The organism is Yinghuangia sp. YIM S09857 (genome assembly GCF_051388915.1).
GTDB lineage: Bacteria > Actinomycetota > Actinomycetes > Streptomycetales > Streptomycetaceae > Yinghuangia.
The window spans coordinates 19,008-40,885 of the sequence record NZ_JBPKBH010000019.1; the positions used below are offsets into that span (position 1 = coordinate 19,008).

General features: G+C 67.9%; 11 protein-coding genes. 9 read left to right on the forward strand and 2 right to left on the reverse strand.

Annotated features, from left to right (window positions below; all coding sequences use genetic code 11):
- From ACRX5S_RS31125 to ACRX5S_RS31160, 8 genes are all read left to right on the forward strand, one after another.
- Nucleotides 1-1,711, forward strand: a 1,711-nt coding sequence (locus tag ACRX5S_RS31125) for a ThiF family adenylyltransferase (RefSeq protein ID WP_436776499.1), incomplete at its 5' end; no start/stop codon positions are given.
- Between the two features lie 141 nt (nt 1,712-1,852).
- Nucleotides 1,853-3,013, forward strand: a complete 1,161-nt coding sequence (locus tag ACRX5S_RS31130) for an SAVED domain-containing protein (protein ID WP_436776500.1) — start codon at nt 1,853-1,855, stop codon at nt 3,011-3,013.
- Between the two features lie 134 nt (nt 3,014-3,147).
- Nucleotides 3,148-4,164: a CBASS cGAMP-activated phospholipase gene (locus tag ACRX5S_RS31135; protein ID WP_436776501.1), complete on the forward strand. Its 1,017-nt coding sequence runs from the start codon at nt 3,148-3,150 to the stop codon at nt 4,162-4,164.
- A 1-nt stretch (nt 4,165) separates the two neighbouring features.
- Nucleotides 4,166-5,332, forward strand: coding sequence for a cyclic GMP-AMP synthase DncV-like nucleotidyltransferase (locus ACRX5S_RS31140; RefSeq protein ID WP_436776502.1), 1,167 nt, complete (start codon nt 4,166-4,168; stop codon nt 5,330-5,332).
- A complete protein-coding gene (locus ACRX5S_RS31145) occupies nt 5,304-5,732 on the forward strand; it encodes a hypothetical protein (RefSeq protein ID WP_436776503.1) in 429 nt (142 codons plus the stop codon). The genes ACRX5S_RS31140 and ACRX5S_RS31145 overlap by 29 nt, the downstream gene beginning before the upstream one ends.
- A 473-nt stretch (nt 5,733-6,205) precedes the next feature.
- Nucleotides 6,206-6,511, forward strand: coding sequence for a helix-turn-helix domain-containing protein (locus ACRX5S_RS31150; protein ID WP_436776504.1), 306 nt, complete (start codon nt 6,206-6,208; stop codon nt 6,509-6,511).
- 160 nt (nt 6,512-6,671) lie between these two features.
- Nucleotides 6,672-8,027, forward strand: coding sequence for a tyrosine-type recombinase/integrase (locus ACRX5S_RS31155; protein WP_436776505.1), 1,356 nt, complete (start codon nt 6,672-6,674; stop codon nt 8,025-8,027).
- A 430-nt stretch (nt 8,028-8,457) separates the two neighbouring features.
- Nucleotides 8,458-9,105: an integrase core domain-containing protein gene (locus ACRX5S_RS31160; protein ID WP_436776506.1), complete on the forward strand. Its 648-nt coding sequence runs from the start codon at nt 8,458-8,460 to the stop codon at nt 9,103-9,105.
- Nucleotides 9,106-9,353: 248 nt separating this feature from the next.
- Here ACRX5S_RS31160 and ACRX5S_RS31165 read toward each other — a convergent pair whose 3' ends face one another.
- Nucleotides 9,354-9,851, reverse strand: a complete 498-nt coding sequence (locus ACRX5S_RS31165; protein WP_436776507.1) for a hypothetical protein — start codon at nt 9,849-9,851, stop codon at nt 9,354-9,356.
- A 6-nt stretch (nt 9,852-9,857) separates the two neighbouring features.
- Complete coding sequence (locus ACRX5S_RS31170; protein WP_436776508.1) at nt 9,858-16,832, reverse strand: polymorphic toxin-type HINT domain-containing protein; 6,975 nt, start codon at nt 16,830-16,832, stop codon at nt 9,858-9,860.
- Between the two features lie 314 nt (nt 16,833-17,146).
- Here ACRX5S_RS31170 and ACRX5S_RS31175 point away from each other — a divergent pair, with 314 nt between their 5' ends.
- Nucleotides 17,147-21,808 (forward strand): hypothetical protein, encoded by a 4,662-nt coding sequence (locus ACRX5S_RS31175; protein ID WP_436776509.1) that lies wholly within the window; start codon nt 17,147-17,149, stop codon nt 21,806-21,808.
- Nucleotides 21,809-21,878: the final 70 nt, after the last annotated feature.

Here is a 21,878-nt window from a genome sequence, read left to right on the forward strand (position 1 = left end):
CGCTGCCACTCCATGGCAGCGCCAGGCGCTTGGGGATCTCCGCGTGATCACGTCGGAACAGCCCGGGACGCTGCGGGTGGTGGGAGCGCCTGACCGTACGGACGACGGCGCCCTCGTGGTACAGATCGAGATCGACACCAGGGAGATCATCTCCATGGAGGGAGGAATCCAGCTTGACCCGCACGAGCGGTTCATACTACGAATCCCCTCCTCCCCGCTGCTTTCCCCGCAGGTCGACGTCGCGCACGCACGGTTCATCGGCGCCCCCCACGTCCTGATGGGCCATCGGCTGTGCCTGTATTTGGACCCCGCACGGGAGTGGAACCCGGCCGAGGGCATTCGCTCGTGCCTCAACCGCCTGTGGAACTGGCTCAGCGACGCAGCTGGCAACCGTTTCGACGCTTCGACTGCCCTGTACCACGCGGTCGGCGGCGTCCTGCATCAGTCAACGGGCGCCCCCACCATCGTCGTACGTGAACCGGTGCCCGAAAAGCGGGTGCAGGTCGGGTACCTAGCCTCCAGGGCTCCCCAACGTCTGGATCTTGTTTTCTCCCCACAAGATCACCCGGCGGCACGCCTGCCGGTCATCACCACCCCCGCGCCGCTGCCGATGGGAGCCGGCACCACACTCCTCCAGCTCCTGCAACAGATCGATGGGCCGACGGCCGGCGCCGCGACAAGCCCGTTCGCCCCAGCCGTGCTGACCTCGCTCGTGACCAGCGTGGTGCGAAACGCTGAGAACACTCCCCAGTACTTCCTCCTGGCCGTACCTCATCCCGCAGGCGGGCCACCCCATCTGCTCGCGGGCCGGATTCCCGCAAGCGCCGCGAACGAGCTGCGCGCTCGTGCGCAGCGGCAGCCCGGTTCCCTCAGCAGCCTCACGCCCAGCGCGGTGAACCCGAATCTCCCGATCGAATGGTGCCGAGTGTCCGACGAACGGGATGCCGTCACGACCCGACGGGACGAAAACCGCCCCGTCGCCAACTACCGGGGCAAACGCATCCACATCTGGGGTTGCGGAGGGATCGGATCCTGGACGGCCGAGTTCATCGCGCGCGCTGGAGCCGCCCACATCACATTGTGTGATCCCAGCGTGGTCACGGGCGGAGTGCTCGTCCGGCAGAACTACCTCGAGCCCGATATCGGCTCTGCCAAGGCCGCCGCACTCGCCGACAGGCTGCGCAATATCAACGACAACCTGACTGTCGAGGTCGCAGAGGGCATGCTCCCCGAGGCCAGCGAACAGATCGTGGCTGAGGCCGACGTCGTCATCGACGCCACCGTCAGCCTGGCGGTCGGGCAGCTCCTCGACGTCCTCGCGCGTACCCGACACCGAAAGGCAACCCTCGCCCAGTTCGCCACGGATACCCGCACCGGGACGCTGGGCATCCTCACCGTCTCCGCCCCGGGAACAACCCAAGGGCCGTACACCCTGGACGCGTTGGCAGGCGCATCCGTGCTCGAGGACCCTCGACTCGAGCTGTATCACCCCCTGTGGCGGGACGCAGAAGGCGGCGACGAACTGACACCGACCCGCGGTTGCTCCGTCCCAACCTTCCACGGCTCCTCAGCCGACCTAGCGGCCGTTGCCGCCACACTCACGACGTTTCTCGGCATGCACCTCGCCACGCCGATGTCAGGAACCCACATCGTGGCGCTTCCACACGCTCACAGCGGACCGCATCACCATTTCGTACCGCAAGAGCTGTAGTGTCGCGAACCGCCGGGCGATCGAGGCAGACTGCCCATACGCCGACGGAAGGCGCGGTAGCACCGGAGATGCAGCACATGAAGCATGAGGCGTCGAGGTCAACCCGGTCTGGACCGACGCAGTACCGAGGGGAGTCCACCCGTGGTGCGCAAGTCGATCCCTGAAGTGGAGCGGCTCAAAGTCTGGGTCCGCGCTGGCGGGCGCTGCGAACTGTGTGGCGCCTATCTGCTTGAGGGCAAGCTCACCTACCAAGAGTTCACTCTTGGAGAACTCGCCCATATTGTTGGACAGGAATCGACACCGGATTCACCTCGCGGCATGGACCCCTTGCCGAAGGACAAGCGGGACCTGGCGGACAACCTGATGCTGTTGTGCCGCGGCGAGCACAACGAAATCGACCGCAAGGGCTCTCTGAACGTCATGACGGTCGAGCGGTTGCGACGTATCAAAAGCGATCGAGAGGCATGGATCCGACGGCTGACAGGCCTGAACACTGAAGCTGGCACGGTGGTGATCCGGTTGATCGGGCAGGTACGTGGCCAAGAGGTCGAGCTCACGAAACCCACCGCCGCCGAGGCGGTCATCCGCTCCGAAGAGCGATTCCCGGATTTTCCACTCAGCTTGCACGGCGACGGCTTCGAGATCGATCTGCGCCATGTGCCCGGTGAGCAGACAGGCGGACTCGCCTACTGGGAGCAATGCCGACTGCAGATCGACCGAGTCCTTGAACACAAGCTCGCCGATGCACTGCGCGAGGACTCGGTGCAGCACGTCAGCGTTTTCGCCTTCGCCCGCCTGCCACTGCTCGTCTATTTTGGCTCTCGCCTGGACGACACTTTCAGCGTCTCCATCTACCAGCGACACCGCCGCACTGAATCCTGGTGCTGGCCGAACAGTTCGGAAGCGACCGTACGCTTCACCACCGAATCCCACCTCAGTCCTTCGCCCACCGCGCCGGAGGGGGTGCTGCTGTTGAACATCTCGGGAACTATCCAGGCGGGAGAACTCCCCGAACCCCTCAGCGGGCTGCCTCGCTGGACGATCAGCCTGCAAGACCTCACCCCGGCTGTTGACGTCATCAACTCGCTCTCCGCACTCGACGAGTTCACCTCCGTCCTCCGGCTGTTCCTCTCCGAACTGGAAGCCGGCCACAAGAACCTGCGGCGTCTGCACGTACTGGCCGCCGTGCCCGTTTCCGTGGCGGTGGCTATCGGCCGCGTGCACGATGCCAACGTCCACCCCGATCTCGTCGTCTACGACCGCACCGACGGCCAATACAACGCGGCATTGGAAATCTCGTAGTCCCGGGCCGAGCCGGGGATCGGTGACTGGCTCGACCGGCGGCCCAACCCTGGCGGAGCACAGTTGCCGCCCAGGTGCCAGGGCCTGGAGGCAACAGCTTCTGATGACTCACGCGTGGAAATCTGCACGGAAGTGTGTTAATCGCGGAGGCCCTACCCGCAAAGCGGAACCTCCCAGGAACCCACGATTCGGGGGCGGTTGCACTGACGAGGCGTTTTCAGATACTCGCCCTCGACGGCGGCGGCTTCCGTGGCATGTTCTCTGCCGCTGTGCTGGCCCGCCTCGAAAAGGACCTTGATGTCCGCATCACCGACCACTTCGACCTGATCGCTGGCACCTCGACCGGCGGCATCATCGCGCTGGGCCTCGGCCTCGGACTGTCCCCGCAGCAGATCCTCGAGTTCTACACCGAGCACGGGCCGCGCATCTTCCGGGACCGCAGCCGCCTACGCGGCCTCAGGCACCTCGTCCGCGCCAAGTACGCCACGGAACCGCTGCGCGCGGCCCTCACCGAGGTATTCGGCGACCGGACCTTCGGAGAGAGCACCAAACGCCTGGTGATCACCTCCTACAACATCGCCGCCGACGACGTGTACCTCTTCCGGACCCCGCACCTGCCTAACCTCAAGCGGGACTGGCGCGAGAAGGCCGTCACCGTCGCGCTCGCCACCTCCGCCGCGCCGACCTACCTGCCCGGAATGCCGCTGGACGGCGCCCGACTCGTCGACGGCGGGGTCTGGGCGAACAACCCGGTCATGGTCGCGCTGACCGAGGCCGTGGGCCCGCTGTCCGTCCCGCTGGACGCGATCCGGGTGTTCAGCCTCGGGACCACCACCGACGTCCGCCACCGCCACCGCCGCCTCGACGGCGGCGGCTTGCTGCCCTGGGCGGGCGACGCCGTTGAGGTACTCATGCGCGTCCAGAGCGAGAGCGCCGCGAAGCAGGTACGCCACTTCGTCGGCAAGGACAACGTGCTGCGCCTCAACCCGACAGTGCCCACAGGCGCCGTCGCCCTGGACAAGGTCGACATCCATACCCTCTCGGGACTCGCCGGACACGTGAGCCGCGACGCCTCCCCGGCCGTCCACCGTCTCTTCTGCGACCACCAAGCACCGGCGTACGCGCCCCTCTACCCCGCTCGTAAGGAATGACGTGAACGCGCTCCACCAGATGCGAGACTCCACCGACTCGCTCGAACAAATGCTGTCCATGCTCCTCGACGGCGCCGTCGAGGTCCTCGACATCTCGCCCGACCTCTACGACACCGCGGTCGGGCGCTACGAAGACGTCGGGAACTGGCTCGCAGAGAACGGCAGCCCCGGATGGGAGATCTTCCCCCAGGGCTCCTTCCTCCTCGGCACCGTGATCCGCCCCGGCACACCGAGCGGCGAGTACGACATCGACCTCGTCTGTCGGCTCCCGCTGGACAAGGACAGCACGTCGAAAGCAGAGCTCAAGCAGGAGGTGGGGAACAAGCTCATCGCCTACCGGCGCTCGAAGCTCCGCCAAGGCCACACCGACGGCCCGGACACCCTCGAGTCTCGCCGCCGCTGCTGGACCCTCGGATACCCCGGCTTCCACCTCGACGTCCTGCCCGCCATCCCCGACCAGGAGCACCCGCCCACCGGCATCCTCCTGACGGACAAGAACCTCCACAAGTGGCAGCACAGCAACCCCCTCGGCTACGCCGACTGGTTCCGCACACAGTCCGAGCAGTCCCGCACGTTCGTCGAAAAGCGGCTCGCCAACGTCGCGAAGGTCCCCGAGCATCACATCCGCAGCACCCTGCAGCGCCTCGTACAGGTCCTCAAGTGGCACTGCATGCTGTACTTCGCCGACGACACCGACAACCGGCCGCCATCCATCCTCTTGACAACACTCGCCGGGTACGCGTATCGCGGCGAGGACGACCTGTTCACCGCAGTCCGCAACGTCCTTGCCTCGATGAAGGGATTCATCGAGAACCGCGACGGTCGATGGTGGGTCGCCAACCCCGCCCACGAAGAGGAGAACTTCGCCGACAAATGGAATGAGTACCCCGAGCGGCGCAAGGGCTTCTTCTCGTGGTTCAACGAGATCAGCACCACCATGGACAGCCTGTCCGTCATGGAATCGAAGGGCTTGGACGCCGTCTACGCCCACCTCGCCAAGTCCTTCGACGCGGTCCCCGTCACGCGCTCGTACGAGCGATACGCAGCCCGCCTGAAGGCACCCACAGGCCAACGGATGGGCGCCACGGGGCGCCTCTCTACATCAGCCGCCGGCCCCCGTAGGAAGCCGAACACCTTCTATGGCCAGCATCCCGGCCCGCGCGGTTAACCTCGGCCACCAAGCGGCGGCGATCAAAGCGGTCGTCCCCAATGCCGAGGTGACCGTGCGCCGCGGCGAACTCGTCTGCACTCTCACCCTGCAGCCCGCCCCCGCGTGCAAGAAGTACACCGTCCGGCTCGCATACCGACACCGGCGCCGACCTCGCGTGACCATCATCGATCCGCCGTTGACGATGCATCCGGACTCCACATCGCTGCCGCACGTCTATGCCGACGGAACCCTGTGCTTGTACCTGCCCGGGGAGTGGAAGGAGGACATGCTCCTCTCGGACACGATCCTGCCGTGGACCTCGGCCTGGCTCCTGCATTACGAGCTCTGGCTCATCCTGGGGCATTGGACCGGCACCGGAGACGCGCACGTCGTGCCGACACCCAAGGATCATCTCTGAATGCAGTTACTGCCATACTCGCCACCCTCGCGACGGGTTCCCACGAGCTCCCTACCCGAGTACTCCCATCTTCTTTGCTGGAGCGGCATCGACCCCCACCAGTAACCGGAGTTCGGAACCCCCAGCGAGTCCGGAAATGACAGTCGAAACACCCCTCGGATTCGCCAGTTTCCCCATCACTTGCGTAGATCTCTGCGCCCTGGCCCGTTGAGGCTTTGGGGTGCGGAACCCCCGGCCGTTGGGTGCTGGCTGTTGCGCTGGTTCTGACAAGAGCTTGCTTGGGCCTGCTATTTATTGCACGCGTGGGGCATCGCCCACGCCCGGCCCCGAGCCGACACCGGCGTCGTGCGCCGTACGCGGTCTGACCGGGACGCTGCGAACCGAGCAGCGACGAAGTCCCTCAAAGTTCCCGTGCGTGTGTCGTTTCCGGGTCGGGATTCCTCCGTAGAGGGTGACGGTTTCGTTCGGCCCTGATGGGCCGCCTCACCCTCGCGGAGGCCGTGGTGCGCGACAACGCGGAGCGCAGTGAACTCCCTTCCCCCACAGACGACTCCCCCGACAGGCCCCACCCGGGTGCCGTGTTGTTGCTGACGCCGGCGCAGGCCGCGGCCCGGTTGCAGGTGCGGGAGTCGTGGCTGCGGGCGAAGGTGTCCGCGCGGGTGGTCCCGTGCACCTTCGTCGGGCGGCATCTGAGGTTCTCCGAGCAGGACCTGGCCGACATCATCGCCGCCGGACGCACCGAACCGCGCCGCGGCCGCCGCAACCGCCGCGCCCGATAGTCCGGTTCGGCCGCTCCCCCGACCAGAACTCCGGTGCCGGGCACCGGACTTGCCAGGGCGGGCCGAGTGGAGCGTCCATCGTCGGCGACCGGCCCCACACCGGCGGTGCGTTGTCGCGGTGTCGGGGCGACCCCAAGTTCCCTGGGAGGGGATCTTTCCTATGGCTTGGTCCGAGAAGCACGGCAGCACTTGGCGGGTGCGTTACCTCAAGGACGACGGCACCCTCGGCTCGGAGAACGGCTACCCCGACAAGGACGCGGCGGACGACCGCGCGGACGAGATCAACGCCGAGCAGCGCCAGGGCACGTTCGCCGACCCCGCGCTCGGCCACACTCCGGTGCGGGACTGGGTGGACACCTGGCGCAAGACCCTCGACGTCGGCGAGGAGACCCGCAGCATGTACGAGAGCATCCTGCGCAACCACCTCCTCCCCCGCTGGGGCGACACCGAGTTGGCGGCGATCACCCGCTCCGCGGTGCGGATCTGGCGGAACAGCCTCGGCGCGACGTACGCGCCCACGACGGTCACGCACATCACCAAACTGCTGTCGATGATCCTCGCCGACGCCGTCGACGAAGGACTCATCACCGCCAACCCCGCCACCGGCAGGCGGCGCGGGCGACGGGCACGGGTCAAGAAGCCCGCACCCGTGTGGGCCGAACCCCGCGACGTCCTCGCCGTCGCCGAGCGGATCCGGGAACTGGCCGGCTCGAACGCGTACGTGATGGTGCTCACCGCCGCCTACACGGGCATGCGGTGGGGTGAGACCACCGGGCTGCGGTGGCCGCACGTGGACCTGGTCCGGGGCGTGATCACTGTGCACCCGGAGGCCGGGTCGTTGCACGAGATCAACGGGCGGTGCTTCGTCGGGCCGCCGAAGACCGCGGAGTCGGCGCGGGAGATCGCGATCCCGCCGTTCCTGGTCAAGCTGCTGGAAGCCGAACGGCAGCACGCCGCCAACGGGTTGACCACCACCAACCCGGACGGGGCGCAACAAGCCGTAGACGGGGTGGTGTTCACCAGCCCCGGCGGCGGGTGGTGGCGCCGGTCGACGTTCTCCCGGCGGTACTGGCGGCCCGCGGTCAACGGCGACGGCCGGCGTGGATGGGGCCCGGTCAAGCCGGGGCTGACGTTCCATGGGCTGCGGCACTCGCACAACACCTGGATGATCGACGACGGCATCGTGGACGTCGCCCGCGCCCGCCGACTCGGGCACCACGTCCCGGACAAGCTCCAGGACGTCTACGGGCACGTGTCCGAGCGGCTGGTGAAGCGGATCGTGAAGAACATGGAGAAACGCTGGCAACGCACCTGGGAACAGGCCCACCCGGAAACGCCCGCGATCGGCGCGGCGGGCCGGGCGAAGCCCGCAGCCGAGGGCACAGGCAAGGCCAAGGGGAAGAAGAAGGACAAGGCCGCCCGGAAGCAGGAACGCCGCCCCGAGACCGGTGGCGGCCGCGCGCTTGGCCCGGCGTCAAGGGGTCGTCTCCGTTCGGCGGAGTCTGACGCGGCTTGACACGGTAGTGGGAGGAACGCCCCTCCCATCCGGCTCCCAGAACGCCGTCAGGGGCATGGCCGCGAATCGCGATCATGCCCCTGACCTGGATAAACACCGTCGGGACGACAGGATTTGAACCTGCGACCCCTTGACCCCCAGACGTGCCGCCGGTGACGCTGCGGGCGCACCTGACCGTGACGCCCGGCACGCTGCTGCGCCGGCACCGCCGCCTGCTCGCCGCGCGGTGGCGGCAGCCCGCGCCCACCGGGCCGACCGCCCATCCCCCATGTGGTGGTCGCGTTGATCGTGCCGTTCGCGACGGAGAACCGGATCTGGGGCGTCGTGCGGATCCAGGGCGAACTGCGACGCCTGGGGCACCGCGTAGCCGCGTCCACGATCCGCAGGATCCTGCGCGCACGCAAGGTCCGCCGCCGGCCGACGCGACGACATGTGGCGCACGTTCCTGCCGGCGCAGGCCAAATCGCTCCTCTCCGTCGACTTCTTCGACGTCGACACCGTGACGCTCAAGCGGCTGTACGCCACGTTCGTCATCGCACCGCGCACCCGACCGGCGCCTGGGCCGTCCAGCCCGCACGCGACCGCGCCGCAGGCCTCGATGGCACCGAGCACCATCCCAAACCGGGACGCGAAGGTCACGGACGTGTTCGACGCGGTGTTCTCCTCAGTCGGTATCGACGTCCTACCCACCGCGCCCCAGGCACCGCCGATGAACGCATTTGCTGAACGCTGGATTGCCTCCGCCCGCCGCGAGTGCATCGACCGGCTCCTCGTCACCGGTGAACACCACCTGAGCACGGTCCTCGGCACCTACGTCGAGCACTACGACGCCGGACGTAGCCACCAGGGCGACGGACTAAACTTGCGCTCCCCCGACGACGACCGGAAACGTGCTCGCATTTCCGGCTCCACGCGACCGGATATGCCGTCGCCGAACCCTGAAAGGACGCCTCAACGAGTATCAGCCGGCCGTATGCAACCGCAGGTCAAGCGCGGTAGCCGGGTTTTCGACCAGGGCGGGCCAGCGGAAATCACCATCCATCTGACTGGCTCGACAACGTGCCCACCAAGCAGGTGACGGCCACCTTCACGATAAACACCACACTGGTCATGACCTTGGACTCGACTGGGGCCGTCGCGGCCGCCGAGGTCAGCGGCCACAGCCGATGCCTCCGCCAGGAACCATCGAAAAGCCCCGTCGGAGCCGCCCAAGACCGCCATCGATGCATCCGTCTTTGGCCCGCTCACCTGCGGCTTCGCAGCCGAACACACACTCACGACCGTTGGTTGATCACTTGCCTCGGTGATTTCCCTACGGGATTCGAATTAGGAGTTACACGCTTCCTCATTGGTCAGGTAATTAGCGTACGCCTGTTGCACCCGCATGCGGTCATTAGGAAGTATCGGCCCCACCGGGCTGAATAGCGAGCGGATTTCCGCGTCCAAGGCACGGACCGTGCTCGCCAACGCATGCTCCCAGCGGACTCGATAGTCGTAGTTCTCCTTGTACTCGACTGCTGCACGCTCGCGAGCCCTTCTCCAGGATGACGCGCATTCCAGGATAGCTGCTATGAGATCCACGACATCACTATGAGCGGTGGATGCGCGAGCTTTTGCGATCTCCAATAGGAGTGGTAGAACGTACGCGGTCTCCCGAGATATGGCGGCCCGCTGGTGGCAGACAAGCCGCCGGAGCTCTCGGACTGCAAACGGGGAATCCAGATCATCGGGATCGCAGATCTGCGCCAATAGCGCACTGATTTCTTCTGTCCCGTCGAGATCATGGAGCTGCTGCCAATAATCTGACTTCTCGGGGTCGTACATGCCGCTTCACCCATTTAGTGGATAGATGTTGAGGTTAGTCAGCACCGGGCGGCAGGAAGCACAGGCGGGGAACGGCATAAGGTGCCACTGCGTTCCCGGTGCGACGTGCACGGTTTCCATGACACCCCCTGAGAGTGGGCTACCTGCGATCACAGCATCGTCGATGCAGCCGATCTCTGCACATCCCATATGGTGCCCTCCCGCCCGGTTGATTATTTGGTCAGTGTCGTAGTCAGTCGCGCCGGGGCTCGAGCGGTTCATGTTATGCGCGAAGTACTCCTGGCCATCAGTGGTGGTCATCCTCGACGCTGCGTCAATACCCTGCCCTCGTGGAAGGTTGTTTGCATACTGGCAAATCTCGCTTGATGCTCCGTTTGTGTTGTGCACCAAGACGGATACGGCATGCCCGGATACATAGTAGGTGTGTACGCGTTCGACGGTGAGGTTGTACGTCGTGATGGTCTGGTTGTAGTTGCGAGTGACGAGGACGGTGAGGAGTTCACCGTTGGGTTGGCGGAGTTGGTCGCCGGGCTTGAGGTCGCCGGCGTCGGTCCAGAGTTGGGTGGTGTGGTTCCAGTAGGGGTGGTGGGTGGTGGAGGTGATGGTCTCGACGCCGTTGGAGGTGGCGACGGTGACGTCGGTGTAGTCCTTGTCGGTGTGGGTGACGATGACGTCGGCGACGCGCTCGGCGCTGGTCTCGCCGGTGAGGGGGTCAGTGGCGGTGACCTGGTCACCGATCCGGATGTCGCTGATGGCCTTGCGGGTGCCGTCGGCGAGAAGGACCGGTGTGGCGCCGGGGAAGCTGTTGCGTCCGGGAACCGCGCAGCCGAGCGCGGTCTGCATGAGTTCTTGGGCGGCTTCCTTGCCGATTTTTTCGGCGACCTTGGCGGTGACGTTGGCGGCGATCCGGCCGGCTCCGCCTGTGGCGGCGGATATGGCAACGTCGATGACGATTTGGCCGCAGGCGGAGGAGCGGCTGCCGCCGCCGGCGTTGAAAACGCACTTGCTGACGTTCTTGATGGTCTCGCTGACGCCGAGGAAGCTGTCGGCGACCTTGATGGTCTTCTTGACGGCGCCCTTGAACTTGGACCAGTTGCTGTTGTCGGTCTTGGGCTTCGGGTACGGCGTGAACCGCGGGGTCAGCGGGGCCGGGGGCTTGCCCACACGGCCGGGGTAGTAGGAGGGCACGGTGACGATGCCCTCGGGGACTACCGCGATGGCGGCGGGCTTGCCGTAGTCGACAACGCCCCAACTGCCGCTGCCTTCGTAGACGTAGCCGATGTTGCCGGGGTTGGACGGGGCCATACCGGCGTTGTCGAAGTCGTTGGGGCGCAGCCCGGTGGGGTCGGACAGCGTGGTGGGGTTGTTGTTGCCGTAGCTGTAGCCGTTGATCTGCTGCGGGTCGGACAGGTCCATGATCGGGTCGATGGACAGGAACCGGCCGAGCTGGTTGTCGTATTGGCGGGCGCCGAGGGTGGTCAGGCCGGTGGTGATGTCGACGGTGCCGCCGACGAAGCCCTTCTGGCCGGGCCAGTTGCCGGGCTGGGCGGTGCGCTCCTCGCCGAACGGCTTCATGGAGCGGCGGATGACGGCCTGGGTGGTGGCGTCGATGTTGGTGGTGTTGGTGCCGTGGTGGTCGGCGGCGAGGTAGCTGCGCTGTCCGGTGCTGGTGCGCACGACGGTGGGGCCGCCGCCGGTTGAGTAGTAGCGGGTTCCGCTGACGGTGTTCGCCGCAGTGTCGAGGACGATCTCGTCGCCGCCGAGGAGGAGGGTGGTCTTGCCGGGGTCGCGGCGGATGAGTTCGCTGCCGTCGCTGGCGTACACGAACGAGGTGGGTGCGGCGGCTTCGCTGGTCTTGATCGTGTCGATCTTGCCTTCGGTGTTCCAGGTGAGGACCTGGGAGCCGGAGGGCCCGGTGCGGGTCAGGGTGTTGCCGGCTTGGTCGTAGGTGTACGCGGCGCCCTGGGTTCCCGCCGGGGTCGTGGTGGTGACGCCGGTGACGGTGTGCGGCTGCGGGGTTCCGGGGGCGGGGTAGGTCTGGGTGATGGTGGTGTCGTTGGCGGTGGTTCCGGCCGGGTCGTGGTTGACGAGCTGGGTGCGGTTGCCGACGACGTCGTAGCTGAAGGTCTGCCAGTACGGGTTGGGGCCGCCGACGCTGGCCGGTGCGGGGGCGCCGTTGACGCAGGCGCCGATGCCGGGGACGGACGGCGAGGGCAGGGTGCTGGTGGAGCCCTCGTCGGTCCAGGCCTCGGTCAGGCGCTGCTGGTAGTCGTAGGCGAAGCACTGCCGGTCGGGGGTGCCGTTGTCCTGGACGGTGGTGATTGAGGTGACGTCGCCGGACGGCTTGTAGGTGTAGGCGGTGGTGTCGACCGCGTACGCGCCGCCTTCCTTGGCGAGGGAGGTGTTGAGCAGGCGTCCGGTGGCGTCGTCCCAGGTGTTGGTGAAGACGGCCTGCTTGGGGGTGATGCCCATGGTGTAGCGGGTGGCGCGGCCGAACGGGTCGTAGTTGGCGGTGTGCAGGTAGGTGAAGTCGCCGCCGCTGCCTTCGAGCAGGCCGTTGGCGTTGTAGCCGAACTCGACGGTCTCGGCGGGGAGTCCGCCTGCGGCGGGCCGGTCGGTGTAGTCCGGGTTGCCGGTGATGGCGTCGTACGCGGTGGTGGTGGTGTAGGTGCCTTGCAGCTTGCCTTCGACGGCGGGGATGACGGTGCTGGTGCTGGTGGGCCGGTAGCCGATGTCGTAGCTGTTGATCCGCGTGGTGTAGGCGGCGCCGGTCGCGCCGCCGACGTAGCGGGTCGAGGAGGTGATCTGCCCCTTGGCGACGGTGTCGTAGAGGTAGCCGGTCAGTTGCGGCCCTGCCAGGGAGCCGTCGAAGGTGCCGGTGACGCGGGAGAGTTCGTCGTACTTGGTGGCGACGGTCTTGCCGCGGGCGTCGGTGGTGGAGGTGATCCGGTCGGCGCTGTCGTACGCCGTGGTCGAGGTGCCGGCGTCCGGGTCGTCGGTCTGGACTTTGCGGCCGCGCAGGTCGTAGGTGTACGTCCAGGTGTTGCCGGCAGGGTCGACGACGGTCTCCAGGTCGCCGCGGCGGTCGTAGGTGTAGCGGGTGGTGTCGTATGCGCCGGTGGGGGTGTCGGCCTTGTACTGGCGCAGTTCGTTCGTTTTGCCGCGGGCGTCCACGATGGTCGTGGTCGGGACCTTGCCGGCCGGTGGCGTCACGTCGGTGCGGTCGGCGCCGGGGTAGGCGGTGGTGGTGCGCCACTGCTCGTTGCCCTTGTGGGAGAACGTGGTCGCGACAGTTCGGCCCATGCCGTCGTAGAAGGTGCCGGTCTGGCCGGGGACTTCGTTGTCGTTGGCGGTGAACAGCGTGGTGGAGGGTCCGGCGGTGTTGTAGTAGGCGTTGTTGGTCTTCACGACGCGGCCGAGGCTGTCGTAGAAGGTGTCGCTGACGACGCGGCCGGTGGAGTTGTCGGCCGGGGTCTGTTGGGTCTGGCGGGTCTTGAGGAAGCTGTCGAGGATCTCGTGGGAGACGAAGTACGTCTGGTTGCCCCGCAGGGTCTTGGTGGTGACCGAGCTGGTGGCGGTCTGCGAGAGCACGTAGGTGTAGGTGACGCTCGCGGACGCGGACTTGGCGCGGCCGGGCTTCCACACCGCGGTGGTGCGGCCGAGGGCGTCGTACGTCGCCTCGGTGGTGCGGCCGTTGGGGTCGACGACCTTGACGGCGAGTCCGCGGGCGGGCTGGTAGGTGGTGGTGGTCTCGAAGCCCTTGACGTCGGTGGTCTTGACGGTGGTGGGTGCGGCGCCGGTGGCGGGGGTGTAGACGGTGGTGGTGGTCGCTCCGGTGGCGTCCTTTTCGGTGAGCGGGCGGCCGTAGGTGTCGTAGGTGGACTCGTCCGCGGTGATGAATACGGGTTGCCCGGCGCCGTCGTAGCGCTCGATTTCCTGGCCTGTGGTGATTTCGCCGGGGCCGTTGAGGACGCCGAGCGCCTGCTTGTCGAAGAAGGCGCGGGTGTGGGAGATCGTGGTGGCGGCGCCCGGCAGGGTGCCGCAGTCGCCGACGACGTCGATCTCTTCGGAGGTGCGGTCGAGGATCCAGGTGGTGGTGTTGCGTGCGTAGTGGCTGGTCTTGCAGGTGCTGGGTACGCCGTCGGCGCGGTTGTGGACGGTGGCGGGCATGCCGTACGCGTCGTAGGTCGTCGTCGTGTCGGCCTTGCGCCAGGTGCCGTCGGCCAGCAGCACGCGGGAGTGGGTTGCGCCGGTGCGGACGAGCTTGGCTGTCAGGTCCGGCAGTCCGGTGCGGGCGCGGCGTGCGGTGACGCCTGAGGTCCAGTAGTCGGTGACGGCGGCTGAGGTCATCGCCGCGGTGTCGCCGTTGTAGACGCGCGCCTCGCGGGCCATGCCGGCCAGGACGTCGGTGTCGGGGACGGTTCCGCCGCTGGAGTCGGTGACCGTGGCCGGGGGCTTGGGGGTGCCGTCGGCTTTGGTGTCGCCGTCCATGCCGGTGTAGTAGAGCGTGGAGGACTTGGTGATGGGCGCCGGGGCCATGCCGGCGCGGGTGATGACTTCGCGGTAGCCGCGGAAGTCGTTCCAGGTACGGTACTTGGCCTCGGTGAGTTCGGAGTCGTCGCGGTGCCAGTAGGCCGGGCCGACGTATTCGTAGCGCGTGGAGCGGGCGGGGCTGAGCGCGCGGGCGTCGACTTCGTCGATCTGTGCGACCACGTACTTGTGGAACCAGTCCAGGGTCGGGTCCTTGATCGGATCGAGGGACCAGTAGACCGGGATGCAGCGCTTGGTGTTGGTGTCCGGGGATGCCGGGAGGTGGCCCTTGGCGCAGTCGGCGGGGGCGTAGGTGATGTTGGTCTGGGCTCCGGACTCGCCGGTGATGGTGGTCATGCGGCGGCGGTTCATCGCCGGGCGGTCGTCGCCGGCGTGGTCGACGCGGTTGTTCATGAGCTGGCCGGTGAACGTGGTCGGCGGCAGCTTGATCGCGGTGCCGTCCTTGCCGGTGTGGGTGACCGAGTCCAGCCACATCGAGGGGCTGGTGGTGTCCCCCGGGTCGGGGAAGGAGTGGGTCAGCTCCCAGGTGTCGACGTCCTTGAGCGCCCCGCCGATCAGGGACTGGGTGGTGACGGCGGTCAGGCGGTGCGTGGTGAAGAACGTCGGGGAGACGCTGTTGCAGGTGCCGGTGGCGGCGCACTCCTGGTCGACGGGGGTGTCGGGCCACTTGGTGGGGTTGGCCTTGCGCTGGGCCGGGTCGCAGGTGAATCCGCCGGTCACCGGCAGGCAGCGCTCCGCGGTGGTGAAGACGACCTTGGCGGGCGGCAGGGCGGTGAACGCGTCGGTGGTCTTCTGCCCGAAGGCGATCGATTCCAGGTGGCCGCCGCGGACGTAGGAGGTGAGGGTGCGGGCGGTGCCGCGGGAGTAGTAGTTCGTCTCGGCGACGTAGGTGTAGGTGGCCAGGCCGCCGCTGGCGTCGATGACGTAGTCGAGGTTCCACCGCCACGCCTGCGCGCAGGACGCCTGCTCGAAGTTCGCGTTGTAGCACGGCTCACCGGGGTTGTTGCCGTACACCGGGACGGTCCAGGCGGAGTTGGTCGCGGCGTCGGTGCCATTGCCGCCGGGGCGGTGGTTGACGCCGAAGAAGTACTGCGTGCCGTCCGGGGTGGTGATCTTCCAGTGCTCGCCGACGTCGCCGTTCGCGCCCGCGGTGCCCTGGTCGCCGTTGTTCGCGCCGGTCAGCCGCTCGACGCGGGTGGCGTCGTCGCCTTGGAGCTTCCAGGTGCCGGTGGTGTCGTCGCGGACCAGTTGACCGCCCTTGCCGGCAAACGAGGCAGTCAGGACCTGGTTGTTGCTCCAGCACTGGTCGCTGCTGGTGGTCTGCCCGTCTTGGCGGCACGGCTTGTTGGAGCGTTCGACGAAACCGGGGTTGTAGTCGAAGCCGTCGCCGACCCACGACGATTGGGCGTTGGTCGAGGCGGTACGGCCGTCCACGGCCGCGCTGTTGTAGCCGAGCGAGACATTCGGGATGGGGCCGCCTGGCACGGCGGGCATGCCCAGGGGGTAGTTCCAGGTGAACGAGCCCGTCGCGCCGGTCTGCGACCAGGATCCGGTCGAGGACAGACTCGTCGCGCCGAAGTCACCGGCCGGGCCCGAGGCGCCCGCGGTGGCGGCGAGCACCATCGCCCCGCCGGTCGGCGCGGTGCGGCCCGCCGTCGCCGGGGTGGCGAGCGCGGAGAGGTCGACGTCGGCGACGACCTGGGAGACGTCCGCGTCGTTGACCGACGGCAGCGGCGTCTGAACTCGGCACTGCTCCAATTCCGGGGTGGTGAGCGCGCATTCGGGCAGGGTCACGAGCCGGACGCGGGAGCCCCAGTCGGCACCGAACGCGCCGCGGATCGCCGCGTAGTCCACGCCGACCTTCACCCTGCCCTTGGCCGCGTTGTCGGCTGGGTGGACGGTGAGCATCAGGCCGGTGACGCCTGCGCGTTCGCCGGTCTGCTTGTCGGCGACCTGGACGCGGACCTGGCCGGTGGCGGCCGGGGAGGCCTCGAACAGGCCGTTGACGGCGGATGTGGCGTCTGCGGAGGTGATCCACACCGGGAGGCCGGCGACCTTGCCGTGCGGCATCGCCGGACCGTTCGCAGCGAACGGTGATGCCTGGGGGCCCTTCGGCGCCAACGGTGCGGCGGCCAGCGCCACTTGGGCCTCGGTGGTCTTGGGCCATGCGGATGCGTGCGGGACCCACGGTTTGGCTCCGTCGCTGCGGGGCGCGGGTGCGGGCGGCAGTTTGGCGTCGGCGCCGCCGACCGACGCGGTCTCGGGTAGGTCGCCGGGCGACCAGACCGTGGGGTCTTCCGGCTTCCAGTCGGACAGCGCCTGCGCCACCGAGCCTTGCGACAGCAGCGCCAACGCGACCAGCACCGACAACGCGCCGCGCCGTGCTGCTGTCCGCTGCTTGGACGCACGACGACGAGAACCAGCGAGCATGAGACGCCCCCGACGAAGATCCAGAAGTGCGCCGGAACGTATCGACAAAGTCACCACACAGACAACAGTGACCAATCTCGCACCGGGGAACTTTCTGCAGCTCACGCGTCACGTACGGTCGCGTACGTGCGGCGGAAACCAGACTTTTGCCCGAGTTGAAAATGATGTGAGGCGGAGGGCGGTGGGTCTGGTGTGACTCCAGTGGTCTAGACAAGTGACGCGGATCACATTCCCTGTGAGCGGTTCCGTTGCTCCGCTGAACATCGTCCGGCTACGGTCCGGCGACCTTTGCTCAGCGTCAACTAGGAGTCCCTATGAGGGGTTTGCGCAGACGCGGTCCGCGCCGTCCCACAGGTGCGGCGATCCTCGTCAGCACCGCCTTGACGGCGGGGTTGGTCGCCGCCCTGCCCGCCACCGCCACGGCCGCCGCCCCGGCATCCGCTGGGGCCCAGGGAGCAGCCCCGGCCGCCGCGCCGACCGTCGAGGGCCCGTCGCCGGAGACGGTCACCAGCGGCGAAGCGCGGGCCGCCGCCGAGGCCAAGCGCACCGGAAAGCCGGTCCCCGTACCGGAGTTGATGACCGAGACGGACGACGTCCTGGCCAACCCCGACGGGACGTTTTCGCTGACCCGGCGGGCCGCCCCGGTCCGCGTGCAGCAGGGCGCGACGTGGCGGGACCTGGACGCCACCCTCGCCAAGGACGCCAGCGGCGCGGTCCGACCGAAGGCCACCACGACCGACCTGGTGCTGTCCGGCGGCGGGGCCGCCCCGATGGCGACGATGAACGACCGCGGCAGCAAGCTCGCGTTCACCTGGCCCACCGCGCTGCCCGCCCCCCAACTCCTCGGCAACACCGCGGTGTACGCGAACGTGCTGCCGGACGTCGACCTCAAGGTCACCGCCGACACCAGCGGCGCGTTCTCCCACGTCCTAGTCGTCAAAACCGCCAGCGCGGCGAAGAACCCGCAGCTCGCGTCGCTCAAGCTCGGAACTCAAGCCGAAGGGGTGACCCTCGCCGAGGACGCCGCCGGTAACCTGCGCGCCGTCGACGCCGCCGGGGCCCCGGTCTTCCAGGCCCCGGCGCCGATGATGTGGGACTCCTCCACCAACGCAACCGCGGCGTCCCCGTCGACGTCGGGAGATCCGTCCGCCGTCTCGGCCGCGACCGACGACACCCCGCTGCCGGAGGCCTCCGCGCCCGCTTCCTCGGAGGAGGGGCCCGGAACCGGAGCGAAGGTCGCGCCCCTGGAGGCGCACGTCGGGGGCAACGCTCTCACCCTGACCCCGGACCAGGAACTGCTCACCGCGGCGGACACCCGCTTCCCCGTCTACATCGACCCCACCTGGATCTCGGTGGGGCGCGGCAGTTCGGCCTGGGCGTACGTCCAGCAGGCGTACGAGACCACTCCCCACTACAAGGAGCCCAACGACAACCTCGGTGTGGGGTACCAGGGGTGGGACCCTGGTATGGGGCAGCAGATCGCCTACTGGCAGGTCGACGTCAGCCCGGCCAATGACCCCGTCAATCTCGCCGGAAAGGTCATCAACAAGGCCACACTGACCGCCACGGAGGTCTTCTCCTCCGACTGGTCCTGCACCGCGCAGCACCCGCTGACCCTCAAGCTCACCCAGGGCATCCACGCCGGGACCACCTGGGGCACCCGGCCCGGTGTCCTGGATACCTGGGGCTCACGCACGGCCGGCGGGTCGTTCAACCCCAACAAGCAGACCCAGGACTGCGGCAACCTGCCGGTCGAGTTCGACGTCACCGGCGAGATCCGCGAACGTGCCCACTGGCCGAACGTCACCGTCAGCTTGGAAGGGTCCGCCAGCGCCGTCGGGTTCAAGCGGTTCGCCCGCAACACCACCCTGTCGGTGACCTACAACAGCGTCCCCAACACCCCGGCCGACCTCAACGCACAGCCCGCGCCCACCCGCGCGGACGGCACCGTCTTGCAGGGCTGCGCCGGCACGGAGACCGGGTTCATCGGCATCACCAACCCGGCAACCGGCGGCATCCACCTGCGCGCCAAGCTCTCCGACCCGGACAACACCGTGGTCCGCGGGCACTTCTCCGTCTCCAAGGACTATGACGGCGGCCCCGTCGCCGCGTCCGGCACCAGCGCCTGGGTGAACACCGGAACCACCGTCGACGTCGCGATCGGCCAGCTCGAACCCGGCCGCAAGTACTGGTGGTCCGTCCAGTCCGACGACGACCTGAGCCGCTCCGCGTGGGCGCCCTCGTGCACCTTCGTCATCGACGGCACCTCGCCCACCAACCTCGCCGTGACATCCACCGACTTCCCCGTCGCCGGCGGGGGGAAGAAGGCCAATCAGCCAGGCAGTTTCACGCTGTCCGCCACCGATGTCGGCACCGGCGTGCAGAAGTTCGAGTACAGCCTCGGCGGCACCCTGTCCGTCGGCGGCGGCAACGACTCCGTCCCCGCCACGAACGGCCAGGCCACGTTCACGCTCACACCCAGCATCTGGGGCACCAACACCCTGACCGTCCAGGCCGTCGACGCCGCCGGCAACCGCTCCTCGGTGTACAACTACGTCTTCTACGTCCCCTCCGACGCCGCAGCCGGCGTCACCTACGGCGACATCACCAAGGACGGATACCCCGACCTGTTGGTGCCCGACGGCGCCGGTGACCTGTGGCTGCACTGGATCGGCGGCACCGCGCCCGGCAAGGCCAAGGCCAGCGACAAGGCCAACAGCCCCCTCTCCCCCGGACAGGAGACCGGCACCGGCCCCGGCTGGAACGGCGTGCAGACGTCTCACCGCGGCGGCAACGGTTCCACCGCCGACGACCTGTTCGTCCACCGGCCCGAATCCCCGCTGCTGTTCCAGTACAAGAACAGCCACAACGCGGACGGCCTCGGCGCCAACGGCAACCTCTACTTCACCACGCGGAACTCCGGACAAGGCATCGACCGCCGCCCCTCACCCGCCGACTGCGGTGACCCGTGCGCGCCGTACAACAGTGCCGACTGGTCCAGCGTCGAGCAGGTCCTCGCCATCGGCGACGCCACCGGCGACGGCCGACCCGACCTGATCACCGTCGAACGCGCCGAGGACAACCTCCGCCGTCTGTGGCTGTTCCCGGGCAGCTCCCTGGTCGGCCAACTCAGGAACCCCATCCTCCTCGGCCAGGGCGGCTGGCAGGACTACACCCTCATCGCGCCCGGCGACGTCGACCCCGACGGCCCCACCGGCCCCCTTGAGGCCGACGGCCTGGCGGACCTGTGGGCCCGCCACAACGCCACCGGCACGCTCTACCAGTACCTCAACACCAAGACCGCCGACGGCATCGCCACCCCGCAGTCCCTCGGCGCAGGCGGCACCCGCACCCAGATCGGCACCGGGTTCACCCGGGCCGCCTACCCCACGCTGTCCTCCGAAGGCGACTTCGACAACGACAAGCGCATCGACCTGTGGGGCATCACCGCCGACGGCTCACTGGTCCGCATGATGGGCCAAACCCCGTCTGGTGGAAACCAGTTCAGTGCACCGGTCACCATCTCCGCCAGCTCCTGGACTACCTGCGAGACCGTAGGCGGCCAGCAGTTGTGCGGACCGTTGCTCGCGAAGTACCGCTCCTTGCTCCCCGCCACCCAGACCGCCTTCGGCAACCCCGTAACCGGAGTCCTCGCCACCGGGGACGGGCGCAGCAAGTACGTCAACTTCGCCAATAACGCCTCCATCCACTGGACCCCGCAGTACGGCACGTACGCCATCAACGACAGCGTCCGCAGCCGCTGGGGAGCCACGGGCTGGGGCACCGGACCGTTGGGCTACCCGAAATCGGACGAGTACGCCGTCGCCGGCGGCACACGCTCCGACTTCGAGAACGGATACATCCGTTGGACCCGTTCCACCAACACCGCCGCCGACCACACCTACACCGCAGGTGAGACCCCGACAGCGCACCTCACAGTCACCGGCGACTTCAACGGCGACGGCCGCGACGACCTGGCCACCGTCGTCGACTACCAGGGCGGCGCGGCCGGGCTGTGGACCAGCCTGAGCACGCCCACCGGCGGCGCGTCCGTGCCGTTCGAGTCGTGGAAGGTCGCCGCGAACAACTGGTGGATCACCAGCGCCAAGTGGGTCGCCGGCGACTTCAACAACGACGGCCGCGACGACATCGCCGCGTTCTACAAGTACGGCGACGGCCGCGTGAAGCTCCACACCTTCACCGCCCGCACAGACGGCGGCTTCAACAACAACATCGGCAGTTGGGAACAGGCCACCGGCTGGGACTGGGCGCGTACCACCCTGATGGCCGGCAACACCGACGGCACCGGCGCCGACGAACTCGTCGCCGTCCAGGGCACCGCCGACGGCCGGTTCTCCACCCACACCTTCACCGCCAAGGCCGACGGCACCTTCAACGCACCCGTCAAGAGCTACGAAGTCCCCCAGGCCGGCTGGTGGTACACCGACCAGTCCCACTTCGCCCTCGGCGACAGCAACGGCGACGGACGCGCCGACATCATCGGCACCTACATCTACGACGACCACACCCTCAAGACCTTCACCGCCCTCGCCGACACCAGCGGCACCTACCCCACGTTCACCATCACCGGCTGGGCCAGCGGCACCAACGCCTGGTGGCACAGCGCCATGCAGGTCACCGCAGGCGACATCAACGGCGACGGACGCGCCGACCTCGTCGTCGAATACGACTACACCGACGGCGTCATGGGCCTGTGGATCTTCCCCGCCAACACCAGCGGAAGCCTCGGCACGCCCGTCCAGGGCCACCGCACCCAGGCCAAGGGCTGGTACGCGCAAGCCTCCGTCCCGCACACCGGCGACACCAACGGCGACGGACACGACGACGTCATCACCCTCTACAACTACGGCAACAGCCGTTGGATCAGTTGGCTCTTCACCGCCAAGCCCGGTGACGCCAGCGACCCCCTCAACAACGGCATCGCCACCTGGGAATCCCCCATCGGCACCTGGTAGTTCGCCGACACAGCACCCACACAAGACCATCGGCCAACACGTTGGCGCCCCGACCACGGCAACCGTGGTC

Bases quoted from the DNA above. Each gene is read 5' to 3' on its own strand.
- ACRX5S_RS31145 (WP_436776503.1), top strand. From the start codon at position 5,304: ATGGCCAGCATCCCGGCCCGCGCGGTTAACCTCGGCCACCAAGCGGCG.
- ACRX5S_RS31150 (WP_436776504.1), top strand. From the start codon at position 6,206: ATGGGCCGCCTCACCCTCGCGGAGGCCGTGGTGCGCGACAACGCGGAG.
- ACRX5S_RS31155 (WP_436776505.1), top strand. From the start codon at position 6,672: ATGGCTTGGTCCGAGAAGCACGGCAGCACTTGGCGGGTGCGTTACCTC.
- ACRX5S_RS31160 (WP_436776506.1), top strand. From the start codon at position 8,458: ATGTGGCGCACGTTCCTGCCGGCGCAGGCCAAATCGCTCCTCTCCGTC.
- ACRX5S_RS31165 (WP_436776507.1), bottom strand. From the start codon at position 9,851: ATGTACGACCCCGAGAAGTCAGATTATTGGCAGCAGCTCCATGATCTC.
- ACRX5S_RS31170 (WP_436776508.1), bottom strand. From the start codon at position 16,832: ATGCTCGCTGGTTCTCGTCGTCGTGCGTCCAAGCAGCGGACAGCAGCA.
- ACRX5S_RS31175 (WP_436776509.1), top strand. From the start codon at position 17,147: ATGAGGGGTTTGCGCAGACGCGGTCCGCGCCGTCCCACAGGTGCGGCG.